Source organism: Micromonospora krabiensis, from assembly GCF_900091425.1.
Lineage (GTDB): Bacteria > Actinomycetota > Actinomycetes > Mycobacteriales > Micromonosporaceae > Micromonospora > Micromonospora krabiensis.
On sequence record NZ_LT598496.1, the window covers coordinates 581,541 to 604,758 of the forward strand.

Annotated in this window: 15 protein-coding genes; 4 read left to right on the forward strand and 11 right to left on the reverse strand. The window is 74.2% G+C overall.

Going from position 1 to position 23,218, the window contains the following annotated elements; all coding sequences use genetic code 11:
* Positions 1–69: 69 nt before the first annotated feature.
* The 8 genes from GA0070620_RS02645 to eccD form a co-directional block, all read right to left on the reverse strand.
* Complete coding sequence (locus GA0070620_RS02645) at positions 70–390, reverse strand: hypothetical protein (protein ID WP_091588202.1); 321 nt, start codon at positions 388–390, stop codon at positions 70–72.
* Positions 383–823: a YbaB/EbfC family nucleoid-associated protein gene (locus GA0070620_RS02650; protein ID WP_157741513.1), complete on the reverse strand. Its 441-nt coding sequence runs from the start codon at positions 821–823 to the stop codon at positions 383–385. Before GA0070620_RS02650 ends, GA0070620_RS02645 begins: the two co-directional genes overlap by 8 nt.
* An 11-nt stretch (positions 824–834) precedes the next feature.
* Positions 835–3,024 carry a WXG100 family type VII secretion target gene (locus GA0070620_RS32585; RefSeq protein ID WP_157741514.1) on the reverse strand — a complete coding sequence of 730 codons (2,190 nt, stop codon included), beginning with the start codon at positions 3,022–3,024 and terminating at the stop codon, positions 835–837.
* Positions 3,025–3,082: 58 nt separating this feature from the next.
* On the reverse strand, positions 3,083–3,445 hold the full coding sequence (locus GA0070620_RS02655; protein WP_091588206.1) for a hypothetical protein: 363 nt from the start codon (positions 3,443–3,445) through the stop codon (positions 3,083–3,085).
* An 87-nt stretch (positions 3,446–3,532) separates the two neighbouring features.
* Positions 3,533–3,823, reverse strand: coding sequence for a WXG100 family type VII secretion target (locus GA0070620_RS02660; protein WP_091588208.1), 291 nt, complete (start codon positions 3,821–3,823; stop codon positions 3,533–3,535).
* A gap of 29 nt (positions 3,824–3,852) precedes the next feature.
* Complete coding sequence (locus tag GA0070620_RS02665; RefSeq protein ID WP_091588210.1) at positions 3,853–4,176, reverse strand: WXG100 family type VII secretion target; 324 nt, start codon at positions 4,174–4,176, stop codon at positions 3,853–3,855.
* Positions 4,177–4,248: 72 nt separating this feature from the next.
* Positions 4,249–5,655: a type VII secretion protein EccB gene (gene eccB / locus GA0070620_RS02670; protein ID WP_091588212.1), complete on the reverse strand. Its 1,407-nt coding sequence runs from the start codon at positions 5,653–5,655 to the stop codon at positions 4,249–4,251.
* 3 nt (positions 5,656–5,658) lie between these two features.
* Entirely contained in the window at positions 5,659–7,056 is a 1,398-nt protein-coding gene (gene eccD, locus GA0070620_RS02675) for a type VII secretion integral membrane protein EccD (RefSeq protein ID WP_091588215.1), read from the reverse strand.
* Between the two features lie 175 nt (positions 7,057–7,231).
* Between eccD and eccCa the strand changes: the two genes are divergently transcribed.
* Positions 7,232–11,194 (forward strand): type VII secretion protein EccCa, encoded by a 3,963-nt coding sequence (gene eccCa, locus GA0070620_RS02680; protein ID WP_091588218.1) that lies wholly within the window; start codon positions 7,232–7,234, stop codon positions 11,192–11,194.
* A 74-nt stretch (positions 11,195–11,268) separates the two neighbouring features.
* Here the strand turns inward: eccCa and GA0070620_RS02685 are convergent, their stop codons facing one another.
* From GA0070620_RS02685 to GA0070620_RS02695, 3 genes are all read right to left on the reverse strand, one after another.
* Positions 11,269–12,558 carry a S8 family serine peptidase gene (locus tag GA0070620_RS02685; protein WP_091588220.1) on the reverse strand — a complete coding sequence of 430 codons (1,290 nt, stop codon included), beginning with the start codon at positions 12,556–12,558 and terminating at the stop codon, positions 11,269–11,271.
* Positions 12,555–14,156, reverse strand: coding sequence for a S8 family serine peptidase (locus GA0070620_RS02690; RefSeq protein WP_091588222.1), 1,602 nt, complete (start codon positions 14,154–14,156; stop codon positions 12,555–12,557). Before GA0070620_RS02690 ends, GA0070620_RS02685 begins: the two co-directional genes overlap by 4 nt.
* Positions 14,157–14,304: 148 nt before the next feature.
* Complete coding sequence (locus GA0070620_RS02695) at positions 14,305–15,633, reverse strand: hypothetical protein (protein WP_091588224.1); 1,329 nt, start codon at positions 15,631–15,633, stop codon at positions 14,305–14,307.
* A gap of 205 nt (positions 15,634–15,838) precedes the next feature.
* Between GA0070620_RS02695 and GA0070620_RS02700 the strand changes: the two genes are divergently transcribed.
* The 3 genes from GA0070620_RS02700 to GA0070620_RS02710 all read left to right on the forward strand — a co-directional run bounded on the left by GA0070620_RS02700 (position 15,839) and on the right by GA0070620_RS02710 (position 23,161).
* Entirely contained in the window at positions 15,839–16,981 is a 1,143-nt protein-coding gene (locus GA0070620_RS02700) for a hypothetical protein (protein ID WP_091588227.1), read from the forward strand.
* A 157-nt stretch (positions 16,982–17,138) separates the two neighbouring features.
* On the forward strand, positions 17,139–19,814 hold the full coding sequence (locus GA0070620_RS02705; protein WP_157741515.1) for a hypothetical protein: 2,676 nt from the start codon (positions 17,139–17,141) through the stop codon (positions 19,812–19,814).
* Positions 19,811–23,161: a right-handed parallel beta-helix repeat-containing protein gene (locus GA0070620_RS02710; protein WP_091588231.1), complete on the forward strand. Its 3,351-nt coding sequence runs from the start codon at positions 19,811–19,813 to the stop codon at positions 23,159–23,161. The genes GA0070620_RS02705 and GA0070620_RS02710 overlap by 4 nt, the downstream gene beginning before the upstream one ends.
* Positions 23,162–23,218: the final 57 nt, after the last annotated feature.

The window sequence follows — 23,218 nt, forward strand, 5'->3', positions numbered from 1 at the left end:
CGTCGCGCTCGGTCGGGGCGCACCGACATGCCGGTGCGCCCCTAGGGGGATCAGACAAGCCGGAACGGCCTAGTGGCGGCCTCGGTTGGCGTTGGCGAGGTCCGTGTTCGTCTCCTCGGCGTTGGCGAGGATCTTGCTCAGCGAATCGACCTGACTCGCGTCACCCCGCGCCAGCCGGGTGATGCCGTCGATGATCCGGGTGACGGTCTCGATCTGTGTGGTGAGGCCGTCGTGGATCTGCTTGTCGATGTTGGCGCGGATGCCGCCGGGCGGATTGTTCCGCACGATCGCGAGCGTGAAGTTGTGCTGCACCTGCGTCATCTCGCGCTGCACCGGTTCGAGCTTGCTGCTCTTGAGCAGGTCGGTGTCGGCGCCGACCCGGTCAGCCACGTGACGCCTCCGGATCTTCGCCTGCGGTCGGCTTGGCTTCGCCGAACGTCTCCCGTAGCGAGCGCATCGCCTCGTCGAACATCTGGTCGGCGCGCTTCCCGCCGGAGAGCAGGCCGGCCAGCGGCAGTCCGGGTGACAGGACAGACTCGAACAGCGTGGCGGCCTTCCTCCGTGCCTCCGTACGCGCCTCCTTGATGGTCTCGACCAGCAGGTTTCCCAGCTCGGCCGGCGCCATCGTGCGGTGCGCGTTGGTGAGGAACTTGACCTCGGTCACGTCGCCCCGACCGTCCACCACGACGGTCAGCGCCCGGTTCTTGGCGGTCACCGTCGTCTGCGTCTCCGACACCTGCCGATCGATGTCGCCGATGGCGGCCTTCTTCTGCTCGAACTCGGCATACGTTCGTTCGATGCGGTCGTACAGCGGGCCTGTCACGTGATCTCCTCTCAGTTGGTGCGTCGGGTCTGCTGACCGACGCCCCGCCCGGGGCCGTACGGCGACCCGGGTGCCTGCGGGCCGGTCGGCGACCAGGGGGACCGCTCGGTCGGGGCTTCGGGCAGCTCGTCCCGCCCCACGACGGCGGGTGCCACGTCGGGGTCGGTGCCCCAGACCTCTTCCTCCTCGGCGAGCCAGGTGGTGCGCTCGCGGTCCTTCTCCTGCTGGCCGCCCATCGGGGGGATCATGGGCGGCGGGAAACCGCCGCCTCCCGGGCCGCCGGACGAGAGGCCGGTCCCGGCGACCGGCCGCACGAGGCCGTCGATGGCGCCGCCGGCGGCCACCGGCGCCGGGCCGAGTGTGCCCACCGTCAGCCCGTTGGGCCCGGTGGTGCCGGCGCCGGCTCGGCCGCCCGCGAAGTCGCCGCCGCCGAAGCCGACGCCCGCGTTGCCGAGGCCAGGGACGGTGTCAGTACTGGAAGCGCCGCCCAGGCCGGGGAAGTCGCCGCCCACGCCGGCTCCGGCGCCACCCAGGCCGGGTACGTGCGGCAGGCCGCCGACCGTGGTCGGCCCCTCGGTGAAGTCACCGTCGTCGGGAAGATGAAGCTCCGGCGGCACGGGCTTGCCGTCGTTGCCCGGCTTGCCGATCGTCCCGCCGCCCGTCAGACCTCCGCCGCCGAGACCGGGCAGGGGCAGGCCACCCGGAATCGTACCGCCGGTGCCGCCGGGCAGGCCGGCCCCGCCGCCGGTGCCGCCGCCCAGCAGGTCGTCCAGGTCGGGCGCGCCGCCGGTGCCGGTGCCGGACAGGTTGTCCAGCCCGTCGATGCCGCCATCCCCGGCGTTGCCGAGGTTGGGGCCACCGTCGAGAAGGTCTTCCAGGTCGGGCGCCCCGCCCTTGATGCCGTCGCCGAGTCCCAGGGCGCCGTCGCCGAGGCCCTTGAACCCGTCGCCGAGTCCCAGGGCGCCGTCGCCGAGGCCCTTGAACCCGTCGCCCAGACCCTTGGCGCCGTCGCCGAGGCCCTTCATGCCGTCGCCGAGACCTTTGAACCCGTCGCCCAACCCCTTCAGACCGTCGCCGAGACCCAACTGGTCCAGCAGGTCGTCGGTCCCGCCGCCACCGCCGGTGCCGTCGGTCGACGGGGGCGGCACGAAGGTCTGGGGGTCGACCAGGTTCTGGTAGGTGGTGTCGAAGCTGTCCCGCAGCGTCTTGAGCTGAGCGCTCATGGCGTTGTGCAGGTTGGCGATGCCGGTGGCGAAGAACTGATGCATGTCGGCGTTGAGTTCGGCTATCGCGACGTCAGGGTGTCGGAAGTCGTAGGGCTTCTTGGTCCCGTTGCCGATGTCGATGGGAATGATCCAGTCTTTCACCTTGTCCCAGGCGACAATGGTTCCGTCCTGATATTTCGCGTAGTCCCAGTTCTTGGTCTGGGCGGACAGCTTCTCGACTTCCGACTCGATGTCCCGCATCGCCGCGGCCACCATGTTGTTCGGCTCCCACTCGGGGTGACCTCTGAAGTCGTCCCACGCCTTGCGGAGGCCGTTCCAGAACCCCCGGGCGGCCTCGGCGTTGTCGTGCAGCATCTGCACCCAGTTGTTGGCCGTCTCGAGATCCTGCCGCAGGAGCCGCATCTCGTCACGAAGGTTCCGCAGTGACTGGCGGAGGCTCTCGGCCGACAGGCCCTCGAACCCGGAATTACCGTCACCGATGCTGTCGATGTCGCTCTGCAGGATCTGGACGGAGCCGTCCAGCCACACCGCGAGGTTGTAGAACGACTCGGCCGCCGTGTCGAAACTCTCTGGGTCGAGCGGCAGTGGCGTGGACGGGCTGTACAGGGTTCGGTAGGAGTACGTCATGAACTCGTTCCAGAAGTACTCGTGCGGGGAGTACTTGCCGTCGGCCTTGGCGTACCAGTCGACCCGGCCTTTGATGATCCAGAACGCCTCGTGGGAGACCCCCGCCTGATCGGACGTACCCGGCGAGATGCTGGCGGCGGTGCGGCGGTAGAGGGTGAACTCGTTCTCGTAGACCGTGCCCATCGGGTCGTCCCACGGCTTGGCGCCCTTGGTCTTGATGTAGTGCCCCGCGTCGATCAGCGTGACCCAGGACGGCTGGGTGAAGCGCCGGCTGTCCATGTCTCCCGCACCCAGGACCTCGATGAGGCCCTGCTCCCAGACGGGTGGTCCCGAAATTGGCTGAGTCATGCGAGATCTCTCCGTTCACCCGCCTGCCGCGGGGGTGTGGCTGCCTGAACCTGGGCGCTCAGGACGGGTTGTTCTGCGCCCCGTTGGCGAGGGAGGTGTTGGTCTTCTCGGCCGAGTCGCTCGAGTCGATCACCCGGCTGATGCCCTGCGTGGTGGTCGACAACTTCTGGCTGTAGCCGGTCAGCCGCTGGTCGGCCTGGGTGCCCATGGCGGCGATCCGGGTCTTGACGCTCACGCCGGTCGTGAACTTGTCCGTTCCGGCGCGGACCGTCAGGGAGGCGAGGGGGCCGCCGTGCGGGTGCCCCGGGTCGCGGGGGTTGACGCCCGCCCGCACCGAGGCCACCTGGCTGCGCAGTTGGGTCAGCCTCGTCTGGATCGCCCGGAGATAGGTCTCGTCGATCCTGATCCTCTTCGGTGGCACGTTCCTGGTCCTCTCGCGAATGTCGGTGCGGATCGGCGGGCAGCGGCCCGGCGAGGATGCCCGCGGGCTCCTCGCCGGACCACGCGGTCAGTAGCCGAAGAGGCTGCGGCCCTGGCTGTCGGCGTTGAGATAGTTCTCGCCGATGTGCCCCAGGTTGCGGGAGTGGCCCTCGGCGGCCTCCAGCATCTGGTTGACACCCTGGTTCCACTCCCGCTGCGCGGCGTCGTAGCCCTCGATCGCCTGGCCGCTGTGGGTGGCCTTGAACTGCTCTCCCACGCGGTTGAGCGTGTCGAGGTCCGCCTTCAGTTCAGTGGCGATCCGCATCAGGCCCTGCATGCCGTTCTGCAGGGCCTCCGGCGCGGCGTCGTAGTCGGCCATCTGCGTTGTCTCCTTGTCGTCGGGGATGGTCAGGGCAGGCGAGACTGGCCTGCGGGCGACTTCGCCAGCTGGAGGTTGTCGGTCTCCGTGTTGTCGGTGACCTGTCCGAAGCGGACCACGTTGTCGCGCAACGAGTTCAGGGCCTGCGTGACCCGGTTGAGGCCCTGCATCCACTCGTCCAAGGCGACGGTGAACGCGTTCGACGCCACGCCGTGCCATTGGCCGGCCAGGTCCGCCTGAAGCTGGGCGACGGCCCGGTACGCCTCCCGCTGCTGGTCGTCGGCGTCGTTGAAGGCCGAGACGAGCTGCTGGCGGGTGGCCGTCGTGGTAGTGAGGCGTGAAGCCGGTGGCATGTCACTCCTTTGTCGGTGGGGCTCCGCCGCGCGGGACCACGCGGCGACACTTGTTGACGGGGCAGGTCCGGCTCAGCCGGTCCCCGGTGCGACGTCCAGCAGCGACCCGGTCGGCAGCAGCTCCAGCAGTTGGCGGGGGACCGGGGAGGCCGTGCCCACCGGAAACCCGAGCCTGGTGGCCACGGTGGGGCTGCCCACGGGGTACTTGATGCCGGCGTCGGTGACCAGGTAGTAGACCGGCCCGGCGGCCTGATCCGTCCGCCCCGCCTGCACGAGTCCGCCCACACCGGGCTGCACGGTTACCACCTGGGCGCTGGCCGACGTGCGGGTCACGCCGGTGCCGTCCGCGTCGTCCGTCGCCGCGGGGGCGGCCGGGTCGGCGGTCAGCTCGACCGTGCCGTCCGCCATCGAATGGCGTACGCACCAGGCGCTCCCCTCCGGCGGCGTCGCCAGGGTCGGGGGAGCGGTCGGCAGCGTCACCGTCCACGCCGGCTGACCGGCCACCGGCAGCGTGACCAGCGCGGCCGGAGTCAGCTCGCGGGGCAGCACCGGGCGGTTGCCGTACACCTTGGCTGTCGCGGGATCGCCGGCGACGATGGCGTACGCCATCGGGTTCAGCTCGGCCAGGCCGTCCCGCTCGAGCAGGAAACGCCGTTCCGGGGCGCCGGGCGTCCGGGCCACGAAGAGTTCACCGATGACGGTCCGACGACCGTCGACGAGCGGCCCCGGACCGCCCCGACCGGGCACGTCGGGCGGGGCGAGGTCGCCGCCCTGCGGCACCGACTCCAGCCAGTTGCTCTCCACGGGCAGCGGGTCGCGGTCGTAGCCGAGCACCCGGGCCAGCCAGGTCTCGGTCAGCCGCAGCCGCTGTCCCCGCCACACGATGAAGCTCTGGCCCTTCGAGCTGACCAGGATCGCCTGGTTGCCGTCGAGCGGACGGTCGCCGCGCGCGGTGTCGCCCGGCTGCTCGATCCGCATGGTGGTCACCGTGTTGACCGTGCCGGTGAGGTCGGCGGTCTCCGCGGCGCAGACCGTCCACACCTGCTGGTTGACCGCGGTGCGCGTCGGCAACGCGTCCGGTGCGCCCACGATGCCGACGGGCTGCCCGTGGGCCACGCCCCGCAGCGACTCGCGGGACACCGAGACGACCGGGGGCTCGCCGTCGAAGAGCAGCCGCGCCGACGCGTAGTTGAGCACGGGACGAAGCAGGCCTCGGTCGTAGACGTACCGGGTGCCGGTCTCCTTCTCCACCACCAGGACACCCGGTTCGCGCCACTTCGTCGCGCCGCCGGGGAGGAAGTATCCGAAGAGGATGGCGCCGACGAACACCAGGGCGGCCACCATCGTCCCGGCGATGGTGCCGACGACCATCCGGCGGTTCGGGTTCTCCAGGCCGTCCGGCTCGGCGGCGATCAACGCGGCGGTCAACCGGCCCAGCACGTACGTCTGGGCCTGCACCTGGTCACGGCGGGACTGCACCGGTCAGCCCGCCAGTGCCCGCGCTGCCGCGTACACCCCGAGCAGGGTGAGCAGCGTCGGTACGATCGCGACGGTGGCGACGAGCTGCACGATGTCGCCGATCCGCCCCCAGTACGGCATCAGCCGGCGTCCCGGCAGGAGCCGCCCCAGCAGGAAGAACAGCACCCCGGCCAGCGGCAGCGCCGTCACCGGCACGAGCAGCCGCAGCAGCGCCGGGGCGTGCGCGAGGCTGGCCACCGCCAGCGTGACGATGCCCGCCACCGCCGGCACGGCGTGCGCGAGACGGTGCCAGGCGCTGGTCATCGGCCGCAGCGCCAGCAGCCGGACGAGAGCCACGAGCCAGAGCAGCGTCCACGCGGCCCAACCGCCGGCGGTGGCCACGATGACCAGGCTGGTCCCCACGGCTGCCGCCGCACCCGTGTACAGCGCGGTCATGTACCGGTCGGCCACCCCGGTGCGGGCCAGCAGCTCCTCGCTCGGCTCCGGCTCGATGTCCTCCTGAAGGTGTTCCGGCTCGGTGGGCAGCGGCGCCAGCCGGATCCGGGCCAGGTGGAAGGCGAGCATCGGGACGTTCACCGTCGCCATGGTGCCGACCGCCGCGGTGATCCCGGCGGCCTGACCGGCGTCGAATCCGACGAAGGCGGCGAGCGCGGAACCCACCGCGCCGAGAAGCGCCGCGGCGACGACGGCGGCGAAGAACGGCCCGGCCCACCCGACCAGGACTGCCGCGAGCAACGCCACCACCAGCACGGTCACGGCGGCGGTGAAGGCCTGCGGGCCGCCCAGGACCAGGGCGGAGTCCGACCGGGTCAGGTCCGGGGCGATCAGTCCGGTCAGCGCGGCGAAGGTGATCGCCGCCGCGGCGGCCGCCAGGCCGAACCCGCGGTCGGCGCCCGCCCGGGTGAGCCCGAAGGCGGCCGCCAGGGCGAGCGTGGCGACGGTCGCCGCGCACAGCGCGCGGGCCAGTGGCGGGCCGGGTAGCGCCAGCGCGACGGCACCGAGGCAGATCGCGACCGCGAACAGGCCGAGCGCGGCCCAGCGGATCATCGACGGCCGCCACCGCCCCGATCGCGTGTCCACGCCGGTGGCGATGCCGTCGGCGAGGTCGTCGAAGTCCACCGGCGGCAGTTGCGCGGCGCGTGGCCGCAGGAACACCGTCTCGCCGTCGCGCAGACCGAGCGACGCGGTCGTGCCCTCCTCGTCCAGCGGTGCGCCGCCGAGCCGTTGCAGCACCCAACCGCCGTGCGCGAGGCCGGCGTCGGCCAGGTTGTCACCGAGATGGTGCAGCAACGCGGGAAGCAGGTCGGCGATCAGCACGTTCGCTGGCACGGCGACCTCGATCTGCCGGCCCGGTCCGGAGACGACGAGACGGCACATCTCCGCAGGGGCGGTGACGCTCATGCCCCTCACGACGGCGTCGCTCGCCGGCCGGTTCAAAAATCGTCGCCGACTCGTCGCCGGCTGATCTGACCCGATCCGGCCCCGCCGCCGTCATACAGGTGTCGACCCGGCCCACGGATGGGGTCGACCCGAGCGCAGGAGGCGGGCAACGGCCCGCGACACGGAAGGCTGCCCCTTGAGTACGGTGCTGTTCCGACGTCCGGCACGCCGCAACGGACCGGAGATGCCGTCCGGCGAGATCAATCTCCAGGAACCTCCGGCGCTGCCCGAGCCCGGGCAGACCGGGCTGCGGCAGGCGTTCCTCATGCTGCCGATGGCCCTGATGTCCGGCAGCATGGTGCTGCTGTTCATCAGCCGCAGCGGCGGACCCTTCCTCTGGATCATCCTGGGGCTGATGGCGGTCGCGCTCGTCGGCATGGTGGTCGGCCAGATCGTCGTCGGTGGGATGGAACGCAAGTCGCGGCTCGGCGGCGACCGCCGCGACTACCTGCGTTACCTGGCGCAGAACCGCAAGCGGGTACGTCAGCACGTCGAGCGCCAGCGGGAGGCCAGCGACTGGCGGCATCCGGCACCCGCCTCGCTCTGGTCGCTGGTGATGACCTCCCGCCGCTGGGAGCGCCGGCCCACCCACCCGGACTTCCTCGAGATCCGGGTCGGCGCCGGTGAACAGCGCCTCGCGGTGCGTATCAACCCCTTGCAGACCAAGCCGGTCGAGGACCTGGAACCGCTGGCCGCGAAGTCACTGCGCCGCTTCATCCGGGCGTACACGACGATCACCGACCAGCCGATCGCGGTCTTCCTGCGCGGGTTCGCGCAGATCCGGATGGCCGGCGACAAGGAACAGACCCGGCCGGTGGTGCGGGCACTGCTGACGCAGCTCGTGAGCTTCCACGCGCCGGAGGAGGTCCGGCTGGCGCTCTGCGTGACCGACGAGACGGCCGCCGAGTGGCAGTGGACCAAGTGGCTACCGCACCTGCAACACCCCACCGAGCACGATGCCGCCGGCGCCGCGCGGCTCGTCGGCGCGACCCTGGAGCAGGTGGAGCAGTGGCTCGGCGAGGCGTTCGCCGCGCGACCCCGCTACGAGCAGGGCGCAGTGCCGGGGCGGGACGAGCCGTACGTGGTGGTGGTGCGCGACGGTGGACGCCTCGGCAACGGCAGCCGGATGGCGACCGCCGGCTACCGCAACGCGGTCCTCATCGACCTGGACGATCCGACGCCCGCCGCCGTCAAGAGTGCGCTCTGCCTGGAGGTGGACGGCGACGACCTGCGCATGGTGCGGCAGGACCGGGTGGGCGGCGAGGCGCGCACGCGGCTGGCCACCCCGGACCGGCTCAGCACGGCGCAGGCCGCGGTGGTGGCCCGGACGCTGTCGCCGTACCGGCTCGGGGTGGTCACCGAGACCCCGGCGGACACGCTGAACACCGACTTCGACCTCGGCACGATGCTGCACATCCCCGACCTGCAACAGCTGGACCTGGACGCGCTCTGGGCCCCGCGGACGGCCGCGGAGCGGCTGCGGGTGCCCATCGGCATCGACGCCAGCGGTGAACCCGTCGCCCTGGACCTGAAGGAGTCCGCGCTGGGCGGCATGGGGCCGCACGGCATGCTCATCGGCGCCACCGGCTCCGGCAAGAGCGAACTGCTGCGCACGCTGGTGCTGGCGCTGGCCACCACGCACTCGTCGGAGACGCTGAACTTCGTCCTCGTCGACTTCAAGGGCGGGGCCACCTTCCTCGGCCTCGACCGGCTGCCGCACACCTCCGCGGTCATCACCAACCTGGCCGACGAGGCGGCCCTGGTGGGCCGGATGCGCGACGCGCTGCACGGCGAGATGGTCCGCCGGCAGGAGCTGCTGCGGCAGGCCGGCGGGTACAGCTCGGTGCTGGAGTACGAACGCGCCCGGGTCCAGGGCGCGCCACTGGACCCGCTGCCCACCCTCTTCGTCGTGGTCGACGAGTTCAGCGAACTGCTCGCCACCCACCGCGACTTCATCGACCTGTTCGTGATGATCGGGCGGCTCGGTCGCTCGCTCGCCGTGCACCTGCTGCTGGCCAGCCAGCGCGTCGACGACGGCCGCATCGCGCAGCTCGAGTCGCATCTGTCCTACCGGATCGGTCTGCGGACCTTCTCCGCCATGGAGTCCCGCTCCGTCATCGGGGTGCCGGACGCGTACGAGCTGCCGCCGGCCCCGGGCAACGGGTACCTGCGCACCGACGTGGCGACGTTGATCCGGTTCAAGGCCGGTTACGTCTCCGGGCCGTACCGCAGCACCGTCCCCCGGGTGCGGCAGGAGATCCTGCAACAGCAGGTGGTGCCGTACGCGCTGGAGCCCGCACCGTTCCGCGAGCCCACACCGGAGGAGGTCGAGCAGGCCGCCGAGGACGCCGCCGACGACGTGGTGACGCCGGAACGCCCCGTGCTCGACGTCGTGGTGGAGCAGCTGCTCGACCAGGGGCCCCCGGCCCACCAGGTGTGGCTGCCACCACTGGACGCCTCGCCGACGCTCGACCAGCTGCTGCCGACCCTGACACCCGAGGCCGAGCGAGGGCTCACGGCCCTGGGCTGGCCCGGAACGGGCAATCTGGTCGCCCCCGTGGGCTTCGTCGACAAACCGTTCGAACAGATGCGGGACCTGCTCCTCGTCGATCTGTCAGGAGTCGGCGGGCACGTCGGCGTCGCGGGCGGCCCGCGCAGCGGCAAGACGACCCTGCTCCGGTCGGTGATCAGCAGCCTGGCCCTGACGCACACCCCGTGGGAGGTGCAGTTCTACTGCCTCGACTTCGGCGGCGGGGGTCTCGGCGCGCTGGCCGATCTGCCGCACGTCGGCAGCGTCGCCGGGCGGCTCGACACCGACCGCGTCGGCCGCACGTTGGCGGAGGTGACCGGGCTCATCGTGGAGCGCGAGCGCCGCTTCGGCGAGCTCGGGGTCGACAGCATCGCGACGTACCGGAAGCTGCGCGCGCAGGGGGAGATCACCGACGATCCCTACGGGGACGTCTTCCTGGTCGTGGACGGCTGGTTCACCCTGCGCCAGGAGTTCGAGGCGCTGGAGAGTGGGGTGCGGCAGATCGCCGCGCAGGGCCTCAACTTCGGTGTCCACCTGATGCTCAGCGCGTCGCGCTGGTCGGAGGTGCACCACGCCATGCGTGACCAGATCGGCACCCGGCTCGAACTGCGGCTCGGTGACCCCGTCGACTCCACCATCGACCTGCGCCTGGCGGCCACCGTGCCGCAGGTGCCCGGTCGCGGCCTCACCGCCGAGAAGCTGCACTTCCTCGCCGCGCTTCCCCGCATCGACGGCCTCGCCGACCCGTCCACCGTCGCCGACGGCGTACGCGCGCTGGCCGCCACGGTCCGCGACTTCTGGACCGGGCCGCACGCCCCACCGGTCCGTACCCTGCCCGCGCAGTTGCCGGCGGAGTCGTTGCCGGCGCCGGTCGGCGACGTCCGCGTCGCGATCGGCCTGGACGAGACCGGAATGCAGCCGGTCTGGCACGACTTCGCCGAGGTCCCCCACCTGACGGTGCTGGGCGACACCGAGAGCGGCAAGACGAACCTGCTGCGTCACCTCGCCCGGTCGGTGATGGCCCGCTACACGCCGGGCGAGGCCCGCATCATGATCGTCGACTACCGCCGGCAACTGTTCGACTCGGTGCCGCAGGAGTACCAACTCGGCTACTCGGTCTCGGTCGACTCCACCCGCGACAGCGTGGCGGACGTCGTCGCCGCCGTCGCCTCCCGGATGCCGGGTGCCGACGTCACACCCGAGCAGCTGCGACGCCGGGACTGGTGGACCGGTCCGCAGCTGTTCGTGCTCGTCGACGACTACGACCTGCTGGCCGGACACGACAGCCCGCTGCTGCCCTTGCAGCCGTACCTGGCCCAGGGCGCGGACGTCGGACTCCACCTGGTGGTGACGCGGGGTGCGGCCAACGTGATGCGGATGTCGATGGACCCGCTGCTGCGCCGGATGCAGGAGACCAACAGCCCGGACGTGGCGCTGTCCTGCCCGCCCAGCGAGGGCCCGCTGCTCGGCAACACCAAGCCGCGTCACCTGCCGCCGGGTCGGGCGCTGCTGTGCACCCGGCGGGGCGCGCGGCTGATCCAGACCGCGTGGAGCGAGCCGGACGGCTGACCGGTGACCGGAGCGTCGGCCGACCGAGGGCGGTCGGCCGACGCGCCGCCCCGCCGTGCGCGGCGGTGCGGGGGTCAGGGGCGCCAGCGGCGGCGTCGTCCCCACTTGACGGTCATCGCCGCCAGGTAGGCGAGCCCGGCCAGACCGGCGATGCCGGCGGACACCGAGCCGGCGATGAGCCTGGTCGGTTCGGTGGGACCGGGTTTCGGCAGCGGCCGCACCGCGTCGGGTCGGGACGTCAGGGGCGGGCGGCTGGGCTCCACCGCGGACAGCGCCTGGTACAGGTCGAGCATGCCGTAGCCGGCGCCGGCCGTGGGCCACGCGCCGGGTGGATGCTCGGCGGTCAGCTCCAGGCGCTGTCGGACCTCCGCCTGGGACAACGCAGGGTGGTAGGCGCGGACGAGGGCGGCGGCGCCGGCCACGTAGGCGGCGGCGACCGCGGCGCCGGTGACGGCGTAGTGGCCGTCGCCGCGCGGCGCGACGCTCACCGCGTCGGACGCGGGCGCCACCAGGTCCACGCCGGCCTCCGGCGGGGACTGCTCGGTCAGCGTCCCCTTGACGTCGATGCCACCCACCGCGAGGACGTCGGGGTGGGCGGCGGGATACCAGGGCGGCGACGGGGTCGTGCCGGTCTGCTTGGCCTGGGCGACGGCGGCGACGAGCACGATGTCCCGGGCGACCGCATCCCGGATCGCGGCCCGCAGGCCCGGGTCCCCGCCGGTGGTGCCGAGGCCGACCAGGATGACGTCGGCCCGAGCGGCGGTCGCCGCCCGGATGCCCGCGGCGATCGCCCCCGGGGGCACCTTGCCCCGGGCGTCGACGACGCGAATCGGCAGGATCGTCGCTCCCGGCGCGACCCCGACGAATCCGGTGCCGGCGAGGGGCCGGGCCGCCACGATGCCGGCCAGCGCGGTGCCCCGGCCGAAGCAGTCCCGGTCACCGCCGCCGGAGCCGACCACGTCGTTGCCGCGCCGGACCGCCCCCGTCAACGCCGTGGCGGCCGGGCTCACGCCGGTGTCCAAGACCGCCACGACGACGCCCTCGCCGCGGGTCAGCGGCCACGCCGCCGTGGGCAGCACCCGGCGTACAGCCCAGGGTGTGCTCTTCGCGACCACCGGCGACTCGCCCACACAGCCCTGGGTCACGGTCGGCAGCACCGGCGGCGAGCCGGCGGGCGGGGCGGCGACCGCGCCGGGTCGCACGCGGGCCGGCAGCGTGTCGCCAGCGCCGGCGGTGACATCGGCGGCGAGCGTGGAGCGGACCACGGTGGGGGAGGCGGCGGCCGACGCCGGGATCGCCGGCACGGCGGCGGCGCCGAGCAGCAGGGCCGCGGCGATCGCGCGGGCCCGATCGGGCCGGTTCACCGGCTGGAATCGGCGGGGCGGGGACCGCGCGTCCGGGCGGCGTCCGGCCGGGCCGACGAGTCACGGTCGGTGCCCGCCGCGTCGTCGGTGCCCGCCGCGTCGTCGGTGCGCGTCGGGCTGCCGGCGCCGGCAGCGCCCGCGCCGGCCACCGTGCCGACGGCGGTCACCCGCCCGGGTGCGCCGGCCGGGGCACGGCGGGCGGTGCCGCGCCGGGCGAGCAGCGTGAGCGAGGCGATGCCGAGGACGACCAGCAGGGCGATCGTGAGGACGCGCAGTGCGTCCGAGTTCCCGCCCCGGTCGGGCCGGGACGCGGCCTCCGCGACGGGGGCGGTGACCGCGGCGTCCGGGTTCAGCACGCCCGGCGCACCGGCCTCGGCGCCCGCGGCCCGGTCGGCGGTGTCCCTGACCCGCTGGACGACCTGCGCCGCGCCGAGGTCCGGGAACGCGGACCGGATCAGGGCTGCCGTGCCCGCGGCGAGGGCCACCTCGTACCGCGGCCCGGCGTCGCCCGCCGCGGGGCCGGCGCCGGGTGCGAGCACGTCACCGCCCGCCGGCTGCCCCGGCGCGCCGACCTGGCCGACGCGGAGCAGGCCGACCGGCGCGTCGACGGTCGGTGCGGTCGGGTCGCCGGTGCCGGCCGGGGCGGCGGCGACCAGGACGACGTCGTGGTCCGACGCCGCGTTGACCGCCGCCGACACCAGCGGATCGGTGAGGTCCACGAAGGCGCCGAGTGCGATCACCCCGGCGCCCGCGGACGCCGCGACCTCGATCGCGGTGGCGGCGTCGGCCGGCTCCGACCGGGGGGTGTCGCCCACGATCCGCAGCGGGAGGATCGTCGCCTCCGGGGCCATCCCCACCGGGCCGGTGCCCGCCGTCGCACCGGGACCGGTGGGTGTCGCCCCGGCTGCCGGCCCGGCGCCCACGGCGCCCGCCATCGCGGTGCCCGAGCCGAGGCAGTCGACGTCCCCGCGGTCGCCACCGGACGGGATGTCCACCCCGGCCCCGACCCGCCCGCGAAGCTCCGGACGGTTGCCGTCGACACCGGAGTCGACGATCGCGACGAGCACTCCGGCGCCCCGCGTACGCTCCCACGCGCGCTGCGGCGGCGACCAGTCCGGACCGGGCGCGACCGGCGTGGGCGGGGCGCAGCGCCGTACGCCGGTGGCGGTCCCGCCGGGCGCCGACGGCACGCTCGGTGGCTGTGTGGGGAGGGGACCGACGCGTACCCCGTCGCCGACCGCGTCCCAGGGCAGGACCAGCGCCCAGCCGGCGCGCAGCTGACGCCGGTCGGTCAGGGCCTGGCCGTCGGGCTGCCGCCGGCCGACGTTGAGCTGGTAGAGCTCCTCGGCCCGGCTCGTGTCGCCGAGCAACCGGTCGGCGATCGTGGTCAGTCCCTCCGGGCCGGCGGTGTCGGCCGTGACCACCACGTACTTCACGTACGTCTCGTCGTCGGCCGCTGCCGCGGTCGGTGTCGGGGTGGGCGCCCCGGCCCGCGCGACGGACACCGGTTGTCGAGCCGGCCCGCCCACCTGCGTCAGCGCGGCCAGCAGCGCCACCGCGCCCAGCAGACCGGGCAGGGCCCGCACCTTCGCCGCCACCGACGGCCTCCTTCGCCTCGCCTGTGCTCGTGGCGCGCCCGTGGCCGAACCACGCGGCAGCCCTCCTCGACGACGCGGCGGCGCGCCCGCCGGTTCAAAACTCGCCACGCGAGGCGTCGGCGCGGTGCGCGGGGCGTCCCGCGACCGCTCAGGGCTTCGGTTCGCTGACCCGGACCGACCAGCGGGACCGCACCACCTCGCCGACCAGCACCGGCACGACCCGGTGACCGCTGCGGGCGGCCAGGTCCCGCGCGGCGGCCAGCTCCGCGCCCCGCAGGCCGGCGCTGATCAGCACGCCGGGGCCGGTCAGCGCGGCCTCGGCGTCGTCGGTCGGGAAGGCCGGCACCCGTCGGTACGCCGCCGGCGCGTCGCCGCCGAGCGCGTCGCCGCCGAGCGCGTCGCCGACGACCGTGACGGCCACGCCCGCCGCGTGGAGCTGTTCGGCGACCGCCAGCGCCACCTGACGTGCCGACGAGACCGGGCCGGTGACGGTGACCACGTCGGGAGCCGCCGCCAGGTCGACGAAGAACCGCCGTCCGGCCCGCCGACCGAGCACGACCGGCAGGGTGGCGGCCGGCAGCGGACCGTCGTCGTCGAGCCAGGCGCACGGGGTGCCGGCCTCGGCGTCGGGCGCGGTGCCGAGCAGGCGTACGTCGAGTCGGCCCGTCGGCCACTCGAGGTCCACGACCACACGCCCGGACCGGGTCAGCAGGGACACCGGCCGCCCGGTGGTGAGCGTGGCCGTGGTGGCCGCGCCCAGTGGGGCCGGAGCGCCGGAGACCGGGCCGCTGTCGCTGTCGCTGTGGCTGTCGGCGGGCGTACCGGTGGCGGCCGGTGCCGGCGGCGTCGCCGCAGGTGTGGACCGGTCACCCGCCCCACGCGAGCGCCGCAGTGCCAGCGCCAGCAGACCCGCGACGGCGACCAGACCGACGGCACCCATCAGGTACGGGGTGGCGCCGCCGCCGGAGTCGTCCGCGCTCGTGGTGCCCGACCCGCTCGGTGGTGCCACATCCGGTGACGGCAGCGGCCCCACGCGTACGGCCGGACCGTCCGCGTCCGGTGGCAGGACGAGAATCCAACCGGGCCGCAGCACCGTCAGCGGATCGGTGAGCGCGCCCCCGTCGGGCTGTCGGCGGCCACGGTTGAGGTCGAAGATCTCCCGGTACCGGTTGCCGTCCCCCAGGGTTCGCGCCGCGATCTGGTAGAGGAACTCGGGCTGGCCGTCGCGCGGCGGGCCGACCAGGTAGTAGCGGGGCGCCGACGCGTCGGCGGGCGCCGCGGAGCTCGACGCGGTGACCCGGGTCGGGACCGGCCCACCCGAGGGGACCGGGGCGGCCAGCGCCACCGTCGGTGCGACGACGCCGCCGAGGCCGAGCGCGACGCCGAGCAGCAGCCGCAGGGGACGCCGCGATCCGTCGCGGGCGACCGACGGGCGCGTGCCGCGCCGGTCACATCGATCGCCGACCCATCCGCTCATGTCCGCCCCACCCCTCGCCGGTACGTCGACGCCGCCGGTACGGCCCCGAACCGTACGCGACCCGACGGGGTCGCCCGAACCGAGTCACCACATCGCTTCGGCGGGGATTGAACCGGAACGTCGCCCGGACCGTCGTGGGGCGTGGGTGCGCGGACCCGACCGGACACGTCGTCGGGCCGCCACCGCGGTGGGAAGGGAGCAGGGGTTGCAGACGCAGGCCGGCGAGGTGCCGCAGGAGCAGCTGACCGTGGCGTTCCACCACCTGCTGCTCCGCCTGGCGGGGCGAGTTCCGGACGAGCTGGTCGCCGAGTCGCGGCGGTGGCTGGCCGCCGGGCAGTTCGTCGAGATCGCGCAGGCGGTCGTCTTCGCCGCGCTGGCCGGACGGGTCGAGGTGACCCCGGCCGACGCGGGTCTGCTGGCCGACGTCCTCACCGCCGCCGGGGAGGACACCGACGCGCTGGGCGAACTGGAGCGTTCGGAGGTGGAGTCACAGCCCCGGTTCGGGGTCGCGCCGGTGAGCCCCGAGGTGCTCGCCGAGGCCGGTGACGCCGTGCCGTACAGCCTCGACCTGACCGTCCCGTACGACGGACCGGGCGGTCTGGACGTGGTCGACGCCGCGGCCGTCGCCGCGATGCCGTCGCTGGCGACCGCGGTGGCGCTGTGGCGGAGCTGGCGGTTCCCCGCGATGGGCGCGCAGTGGCCGCCGCCGCGCCGGATCTACCTCGTGGCGGGCACCGACGAGACGCGCCTGCCCGGACTGGCCGCCGCGCTGCAGGACACGCTGGAGGCGGTGGGGGAGACCAACCCCCAGGTGGAGGTGTTCGTCGACCCGGACGGCCTCCCCGCCTACCAGCGGACCATGCTCGGCTTCTCCGCCCTGCTCTGGGCCGCGACGCCGAACGCGGCGCCCACCCTGGCCCGCGTGTACGACACCGTCGCACCCGACGGCGGCCCGGGCTTCGCGCCGGACCGTCCCCGGCTCGCCGACGACGAGGCGGACCAGGTGGCGCGCTACCTCGACGACGGGGTGCCGTTGGTCATCACCCCGGAGCTCACCCCGGACGTCCTCGACCCGGCGCAGGAACCGGTCGTGCCGAGTGCGTTCCGCACCGACGGACGGTGGATCTGGAGCGACGCGGTCGGCTACTACGTACGTGCCTACGGGCTGGCGCCCGACGCCGGTCTCCTCGACGCCATCCGAGGCAACGCGTACGTGCTGCCCGACGTCGACGCGGTGGCGTTCCACCGGGCGTTGTCGGTGCTCTACGGCACGGCCGTGACCGCGGACGGTGCCGACGGCCCCGGTGGGGTTCCGGCGGAGGACGGTGACGGGACCGCGCCCGCATGAACTCCGTCGTGCCGCCGAATACCGCTTGAGCGCTGCCGCACCGCGTCCGTGACCTCGGCCGGACGCCCCAGCGGTCCGGTCCGGCGTGACCGGGCTGCCCGCGTCCCCGTCCCGTGAACGTGTCGAGCCGTCCGTCGAGAGCGAGGTGTCCTGCCTGATGACGTCGTCATGGTCGGATCCACCTTCCACGGCCGCGGTCACCGTCGAGTCCGTCGGTGGCGTGCTGGTGCTGCGTACCGGGGCGGACGCACCCGAGCCGCTCCGGGTGCTGGCCGCGGCCCTGCCCGGCGAGGACGGCCGCACCGTCGTGCTGAGCGCCCCGACGCTGACCGCCGGGGCGGACTTCTTCACGCTCCTGCCGGACCTGCTGCTCGAGCATCTCGGCGGCAGCGAGGGAGCGATCCGGCTGGTCGCCGCCGGTGGCTACGCGGGGTCGGTCGACGTGGCGGCGGCGGCACGTGAGCTGGCCGAGTGGGTCGGCCAGGAGGTCCTGGTGCCGACCGTCGGTCTGACGCGCCTGCCGGGGTGGCGTGCGCCGGGCGCCGGTGCGGACGAGCCCGAGCCGACGTGGATGGTGTGCCCGCCGGACGGCCCGCCCCGCCCGGCCGCGGCCTGGCCGCCTGCCCAGGCCGAGCCGGTACCGGCGGAGTCCGAGCCGGCGCCGGCCCAGCCCGAGCCGGTTCCGGTGGCGGTGGCGGTCGAGGCCGTGGTGCCGGGCGCACCAGCGCGCCGGGAGTGGCCACCGCGCGGACCGTGGTGGCTCATGTTGCGGGACGGGGGAGTCGTCGCGGTGCCGCGCGAGCGGCCCCCGCTCACCTGGCTGCCACCCCGGACCACACCGGCCGGGCCCACGCCGCGCGTGGCCGTCGTGCCACCACCCGACCTTCCGGGCGTACGCACCCGCGCGGGCTGGTCGTTCGTCGACCCGCCGACCGACACCGTCGTTCCTGCGCTGGCCGGCTTCGTCGTCGAGATCGACGTCGACCGGACCGGCTTCCGCGTCGGCGGGCGACCGACGCCGCCCCGCATGCTGGCGAGGCTGATCGCGTCCTGCCGGCCCGACCCGCACCAGCCGGTTGTGGTCGTGGCCCGGGGCGCGACGGTCGGCGGCACGGCGGCCGACCTGCTCTACGGCGGCCTGGCCGATGCGCTGGCCGTGCCCGTCCATGCCGCCGACGCGCCGGTGCGGCACGCCGCCAGCGGGTTGCTGTGGACCACGGGGACGTTCCGATGCTGGAGCCCTCGACGGGCCCGGCCCGACGGGCAGCGACCACCCCGGCGGGTCCGGCCGGACGGGCCGGTGCTGCCCGCGCTGCCGCCGCCGGGATCGCGTCGCCTCGTGCCCGCCGACCGCAGGCGCGCCCGGCGCGACGACCCACCGGTGCCCGAGCCGGTGCCGCTGGACCCGGACCTCGCCGTCCTGCTCGACCCGGCACGCTGGAACGTGCCGGCCGCCGTCTCGTCCAATGTGGAGCGGGCGGCGGCGACCGCACCACTGCCGCGCGCGCCGATCGGGCCCGTGGCCATCGCCCCGAAGGTCGACGACCTGTCCTCGCCCGGGTCGGACCGGGTAGAGACGCCCACCCGGCCCGCGGGACGGCGTGCGACGTCGACGGGTGGCGCCGTGGGCGCGTCCACGGGCGCCGACGGCGAGGAGCGACCGGACCCGACCATGACGCCGCCCGGCGCGCCGCCGCCGCGCGTCCCCGGCCCGCTGGCGCCCGGGGTCGACCGGGCTCCCGGCGCCGACGACCCGGTCGCCGTGCACAGCATCGACGGCGCCGGGACGACGAGCGTCGGCCCGGTCGCCGTGCACAGCGCCGGCGGTGCGGGGACGACGAGCGCCGGCAGAGTCGCCGTCAGCGGCGCCAACGGTGCAGGCGCGACGGGCGGCGCCGACCGCACGACCACGGTCGGCGCCGCGGCCGAGGCGGTCGTGGGTGCCGCCGGAAGTCACCGGACGACCGACGGTCCGCCGTCGGCCGGAGCCCGCTCCGTCGCGCCTCGCCCGGCGGCGCGCTGGCTTCCCGGCACCGACCCGGAGCTGACCGTGGCTAACCGCGCGGCGCTGCGCCAGGCGGTGGGCGCCCGCTATGACGCGTACGCCCGGGTGGTCAGCCGGACCCTGGCGGAGTCGCCGGGCCTGCGTGCCACGGTCGGCACCGCCGCGGATCTCGCGGCCGGTCTGGTGGCGGTGCGGGCCTACCAGGACGGCGAGCGGGAGCGCGTCAACGAGGTGCTCCGGGGTGGTGGCCCCGACGACGAGGCGGCCCGGTCGGTGCTGCTGGCACGCTGGGCGACGTACGGGTTGCGCCGTCTCCCCTCGGTCTTCGGCCCGGTCTTCCGTTGCGCGCCCGCCGACGTGGCCGACGTCGCCGCGTACCGTCCCGGTGCGGTCCTCGCCGAGCCGGCCTTCGTCGACGTGGACCTGGCCGTCGGCCCCGCGCCGTCGCCCGGGGTGGAGTTCGCGATCTGGTCGGCCAGCGCCCACCGGCTCGGTGCCCTCGCCGTCGGTGCCGGGCAGGGGGGCGCGCTCTTCCCGCCCGGTAGCCGGTTCCTCGTGCTGGCCGTCGAGGAGCCGACCGGGACGGCTGCGGTTGCCCGGGTGCTGCTTCAGGACCTCGGCGCGCGTACCGGCGGGGCGCCGCACCGGGCGCGCGCGGACCCGGACCGGATCCTGGCTCAGCTGCGGGCGCTGCCCCGCGGCGGCTCCGGGGGCGGGGAGAGCCGCACGGCGGGCTTCGCCCCCGGGTTGGACGACTACGGCCGGCCGTTCGCGGTGCCGGCAGAATCCGCCGACGCGGTCGCGGCGGGAGAGGGAGTGGGTGCATGACCAACGGCATGCTGTTGGTGTCCCAGACGGATCCGGGATGCCTGTCGAGCATCGAGGAGGCCGTCCGCGCGGCGACGTCGGGCACCACGGTCGTGGTCCAGCCGGGGATCTACCGTGAGCAGCTTCGCCTCACCCGCGACGTCGTGGTGACCGCCGAGGAGGGGCCGGGCACGGTCACCGTCGACGGCGGCGACGGGGTGGCCGTCCTCGCCGCGCGCGGCACGGCCGCCCTGCGCGGCCTGATCCTGCGCGGTGGCAGCGACAATCTGCCCGCCGTCCAGGTCGGGCTGGGCCTGCTGCGTCTGGCCGACTGCGAGGTCGTCGGGCGGGGCATCGTGGCCGTGCACGCTCCCGGCGGGCGGTTCGACGTCGCCGACTGCCGGGTCGGCAACCCGCTCGGCGCCGGCTTTCTGCTGGACGGCGGTGCCACCGGCTCGATCGTCCGGACGACCCTGCGTGACCTGGGCAGCACCGCCGTCGTGATCAGCGGCGGGGCGGACCCGGTGCTCCAGGACTGTGTCGTGGCCGACGTCCGTGGCGCGGGGGTGCTCGCCACCGGTGGCGGCCGGGGCACCGTCGAGAGCTGCGACATCTCCGCCGTGGACGGGCCGGGCATCGTCGTGGAGGGGGACGGCGCGGTGCGGGTGCTGCGCAGCACCGTGCACGACCTCGCGGGTACGGCCGTGTTCGTCACCGGGGGCAGCCCCACCTTCGAGGACTGCGAGTTCCGTGCCGTGGGCGGGCACGGCGTGGTGCTCTCCGGCACCGCCGATCCCGTGTTGACCCGGTGCCGGGTCGACGGCACCGGTGGACACGGGCTCTACGTGTTGGAGTCCGCCGCCGGGGTGTTCAGCGACGGCGAGATCACCGGCTCCGCGTCCGCCGCCGTGGTGGTGACCGGATCCGGCGCACCGCGCATCGAGGGCGGCCAGATCTCCGGCGACGCTGGGGTCTCGCTGCTGTTCGACGAGGAGGCGGCGGGTGTCGTACGCGGCGTCACCGTGCGGGGCGGACAGGACGGCCTGCTGGTGCGCGGTCGGGCCCACCCGTCGGTCGAGGACGTCACGGTCACCGGATGTGCGGAGTACGGCGTCCGGCTGGCCGACACCGCCCACCCGACCGTCCGCGGTGGCGTGATCGACGGGTGCCGGGGCGGCGGGGCGCTGGTCACCCGTGGCACGCGCCTGACGATGTCGCAGGCCACGGTCCGCTCGGGGGTGACCGCGCTGCTGGTCGCCGCCGACGGCACCGCGACGGTCACCGCCTGCGAGTTCAGCGGGTCGGCGAGGGCGGGCGTCGTCGTCGCGCAGGGTGCGACGGTGACGCTGACCCACACGCGGGTACGCGGCAGCGGCGGCCCGGGAATCAGTTTCGGGGCCGGCTCCACCGGCCGGCTCGACGGCTGTGAGGTGCTGGAGAACGGCGGTGACGGTCTGCTCATCGAGACGATGGCGCCGGTGCGGGTCGTCCGGAGCACCATCGTCGGCAACGGCGGCGAACCGATCCGGCTGACCGTTCCCGGGGCGGTGACCGTCGACGACGCGGGACACGGACGCGCCCAGCCGTCGGTGTCCGGCGAGCCCCGCGTCCCGGAGACGCCCTCGACGCGACCGGACCCGGTCGTCGTGGCCGAACCGACCACCGCCGGAGAGGATAGCGGCGCCGCGTCCGAGCCGACCCCCGCGCAGCCGGCCGATCCGGCCACACCATTGCTCGCGGAGCTGGCGGCCCTCGTCGGGCTGGCCGGCGTGAAGCACGAGGTGGCGACGTTGGTCGGGCTGCACCGGATCAGCCAACGGCGTGCCGCGGCGGGTCTGCCCGCGCCGCCGATGTCGCGGCACATGGTCTTCGCCGGCGCCCCGGGCACCGGAAAGACGACGGTGGCCCGGCTGTACGGGCGGATCCTGGCCGCGCTCGGGGTGCTCCGCTCCGGTCAGCTGGTCGAGGTCTCCCGCGCCGACCTCGTGGCCGAACACATCGGCGGCACCGCGGTCAGGACGACCGAGAAGTTCAACGAGGCGCGCGGGGGTGTGCTCTTCGTCGACGAGGCGTACACGCTCGCGCCGGTGGAGGGCGGTTCCGGGCACGACTTCGGCCGGGAGGCGGTCGACACCCTGGTGAAGCTGATGGAGGACCACCGGGACGAGGTGGTGGTCATTGTCGCCGGCTACTCGGTGCAGATGCGTCAGTTCATGGAGGGCAACCCGGGACTGGCGTCACGGTTCTCCAAGACGATCGAGTTCGAGAGCTACTCGACGAACGAGTTGGTCACCATCGTGGAGCGGCTGTGCAGCACCCACCACTACTCGTTGGAGTACGACACCAGGGTGGCGCTGGCGGGCCTCTTCGACGGCATGAACCGGGACGCGAACTTCGGCAACGCGCGGGTGGCCCGCAAGGTGTTCGAGGAGATGGTCGGGCGTCAGGCGTACCGGCTGTCCCAGGCCGGTGAGACCTCCGGTGTCGAGCTGGCGCAGTTGCTGCCGCAGGACCTCGGCGCGCCGGCGACCTCCGGCGTGCACGCCGGGGCGGCCCGTGACGACGAGGTCGACCGCCTGCTCGCCCGCCTCAACAACATGATCGGCCTGGCCGGGGTGAAGCGTGAGGTGGCCGACATGATCGACCTGCTGGCGACCATCCGGACCCGGGTGCGGGCGGGACTGCCGGCTCCGTCGGTGTCCCGGCACCTGGTCTTCTCCGGCCCCCCGGGCACGGGCAAGACCACCGTCGCCCGGCTCTACGGGGAGCTGCTGACCGCGTTGGGTGTGCTCTCCGGCGGCCAACTGGTGGAGGCCGCCCGGGCCGACCTGGTCGGCGAGTACATCGGACACACCGCCCAGCGGACCCGGGAGGCGTTCGACCGTGCGCGGGGTGGGGTGCTCTTCATCGACGAGGCGTACACGCTGGCGCCCCCGGACGCCCGGCAGGACTTCGGTCGGGAGGCGATCGACACCCTGGTGAAGCTGATGGAGGACCATCGCGACGAGGTGGTGGTCATCGTCGCCGGGTACGAGGAGGAGATCGAGCAGTTCCTGGACGCGAACGCGGGTCTCGCCTCCCGGTTCTCGCGCCGGATCCACTTCGCCGACTACGACGCGAACGAGTTGGTGGCCATCTTCCAGAACCTCGCCTCCGCCAGCGGCTACGAGTGCCCGGGGCAGACCCTGGTGGCGCTGCGTGAGCACTTCGAGCGGGTGCCCCGGTCGAAGTCGTTCGGCAACGGCCGGTACGCCCGGCAGGTGCTCGACGAGGCGGTCACGCGTCAGGCCGGTCGGATCCGGACCCTGCGGGATCCCAGTGTGGACGAGCTGCGAACGCTCCTTGCCGAGGACGTGGCCGTTGCGTGAACGCCGTTCGAAGTTCTTCCGCGTCCGCCAGTGTTTGTATTGGATGTGTAAACTTTT

Excerpts from the sequence above, each read along its gene's own strand:
- GA0070620_RS32585 (WP_157741514.1), bottom strand. The coding sequence starts at position 3,024 with ATGACTCAGCCAATTTCGGGACCACCCGTCTGGGAGCAGGGCCTCATC.
- GA0070620_RS02660 (WP_091588208.1), bottom strand. The coding sequence starts at position 3,823 with ATGGCCGACTACGACGCCGCGCCGGAGGCCCTGCAGAACGGCATGCAG.
- GA0070620_RS02665 (WP_091588210.1), bottom strand. The coding sequence starts at position 4,176 with ATGCCACCGGCTTCACGCCTCACTACCACGACGGCCACCCGCCAGCAG.
- eccD (WP_091588215.1), bottom strand. The coding sequence starts at position 7,056 with ATGAGCGTCACCGCCCCTGCGGAGATGTGCCGTCTCGTCGTCTCCGGA.
- GA0070620_RS02695 (WP_091588224.1), bottom strand. The coding sequence starts at position 15,633 with ATGAGCGGATGGGTCGGCGATCGATGTGACCGGCGCGGCACGCGCCCG.
- GA0070620_RS02705 (WP_157741515.1), top strand. The coding sequence starts at position 17,139 with ATGACGTCGTCATGGTCGGATCCACCTTCCACGGCCGCGGTCACCGTC.
- GA0070620_RS02710 (WP_091588231.1), top strand. The coding sequence starts at position 19,811 with ATGACCAACGGCATGCTGTTGGTGTCCCAGACGGATCCGGGATGCCTG.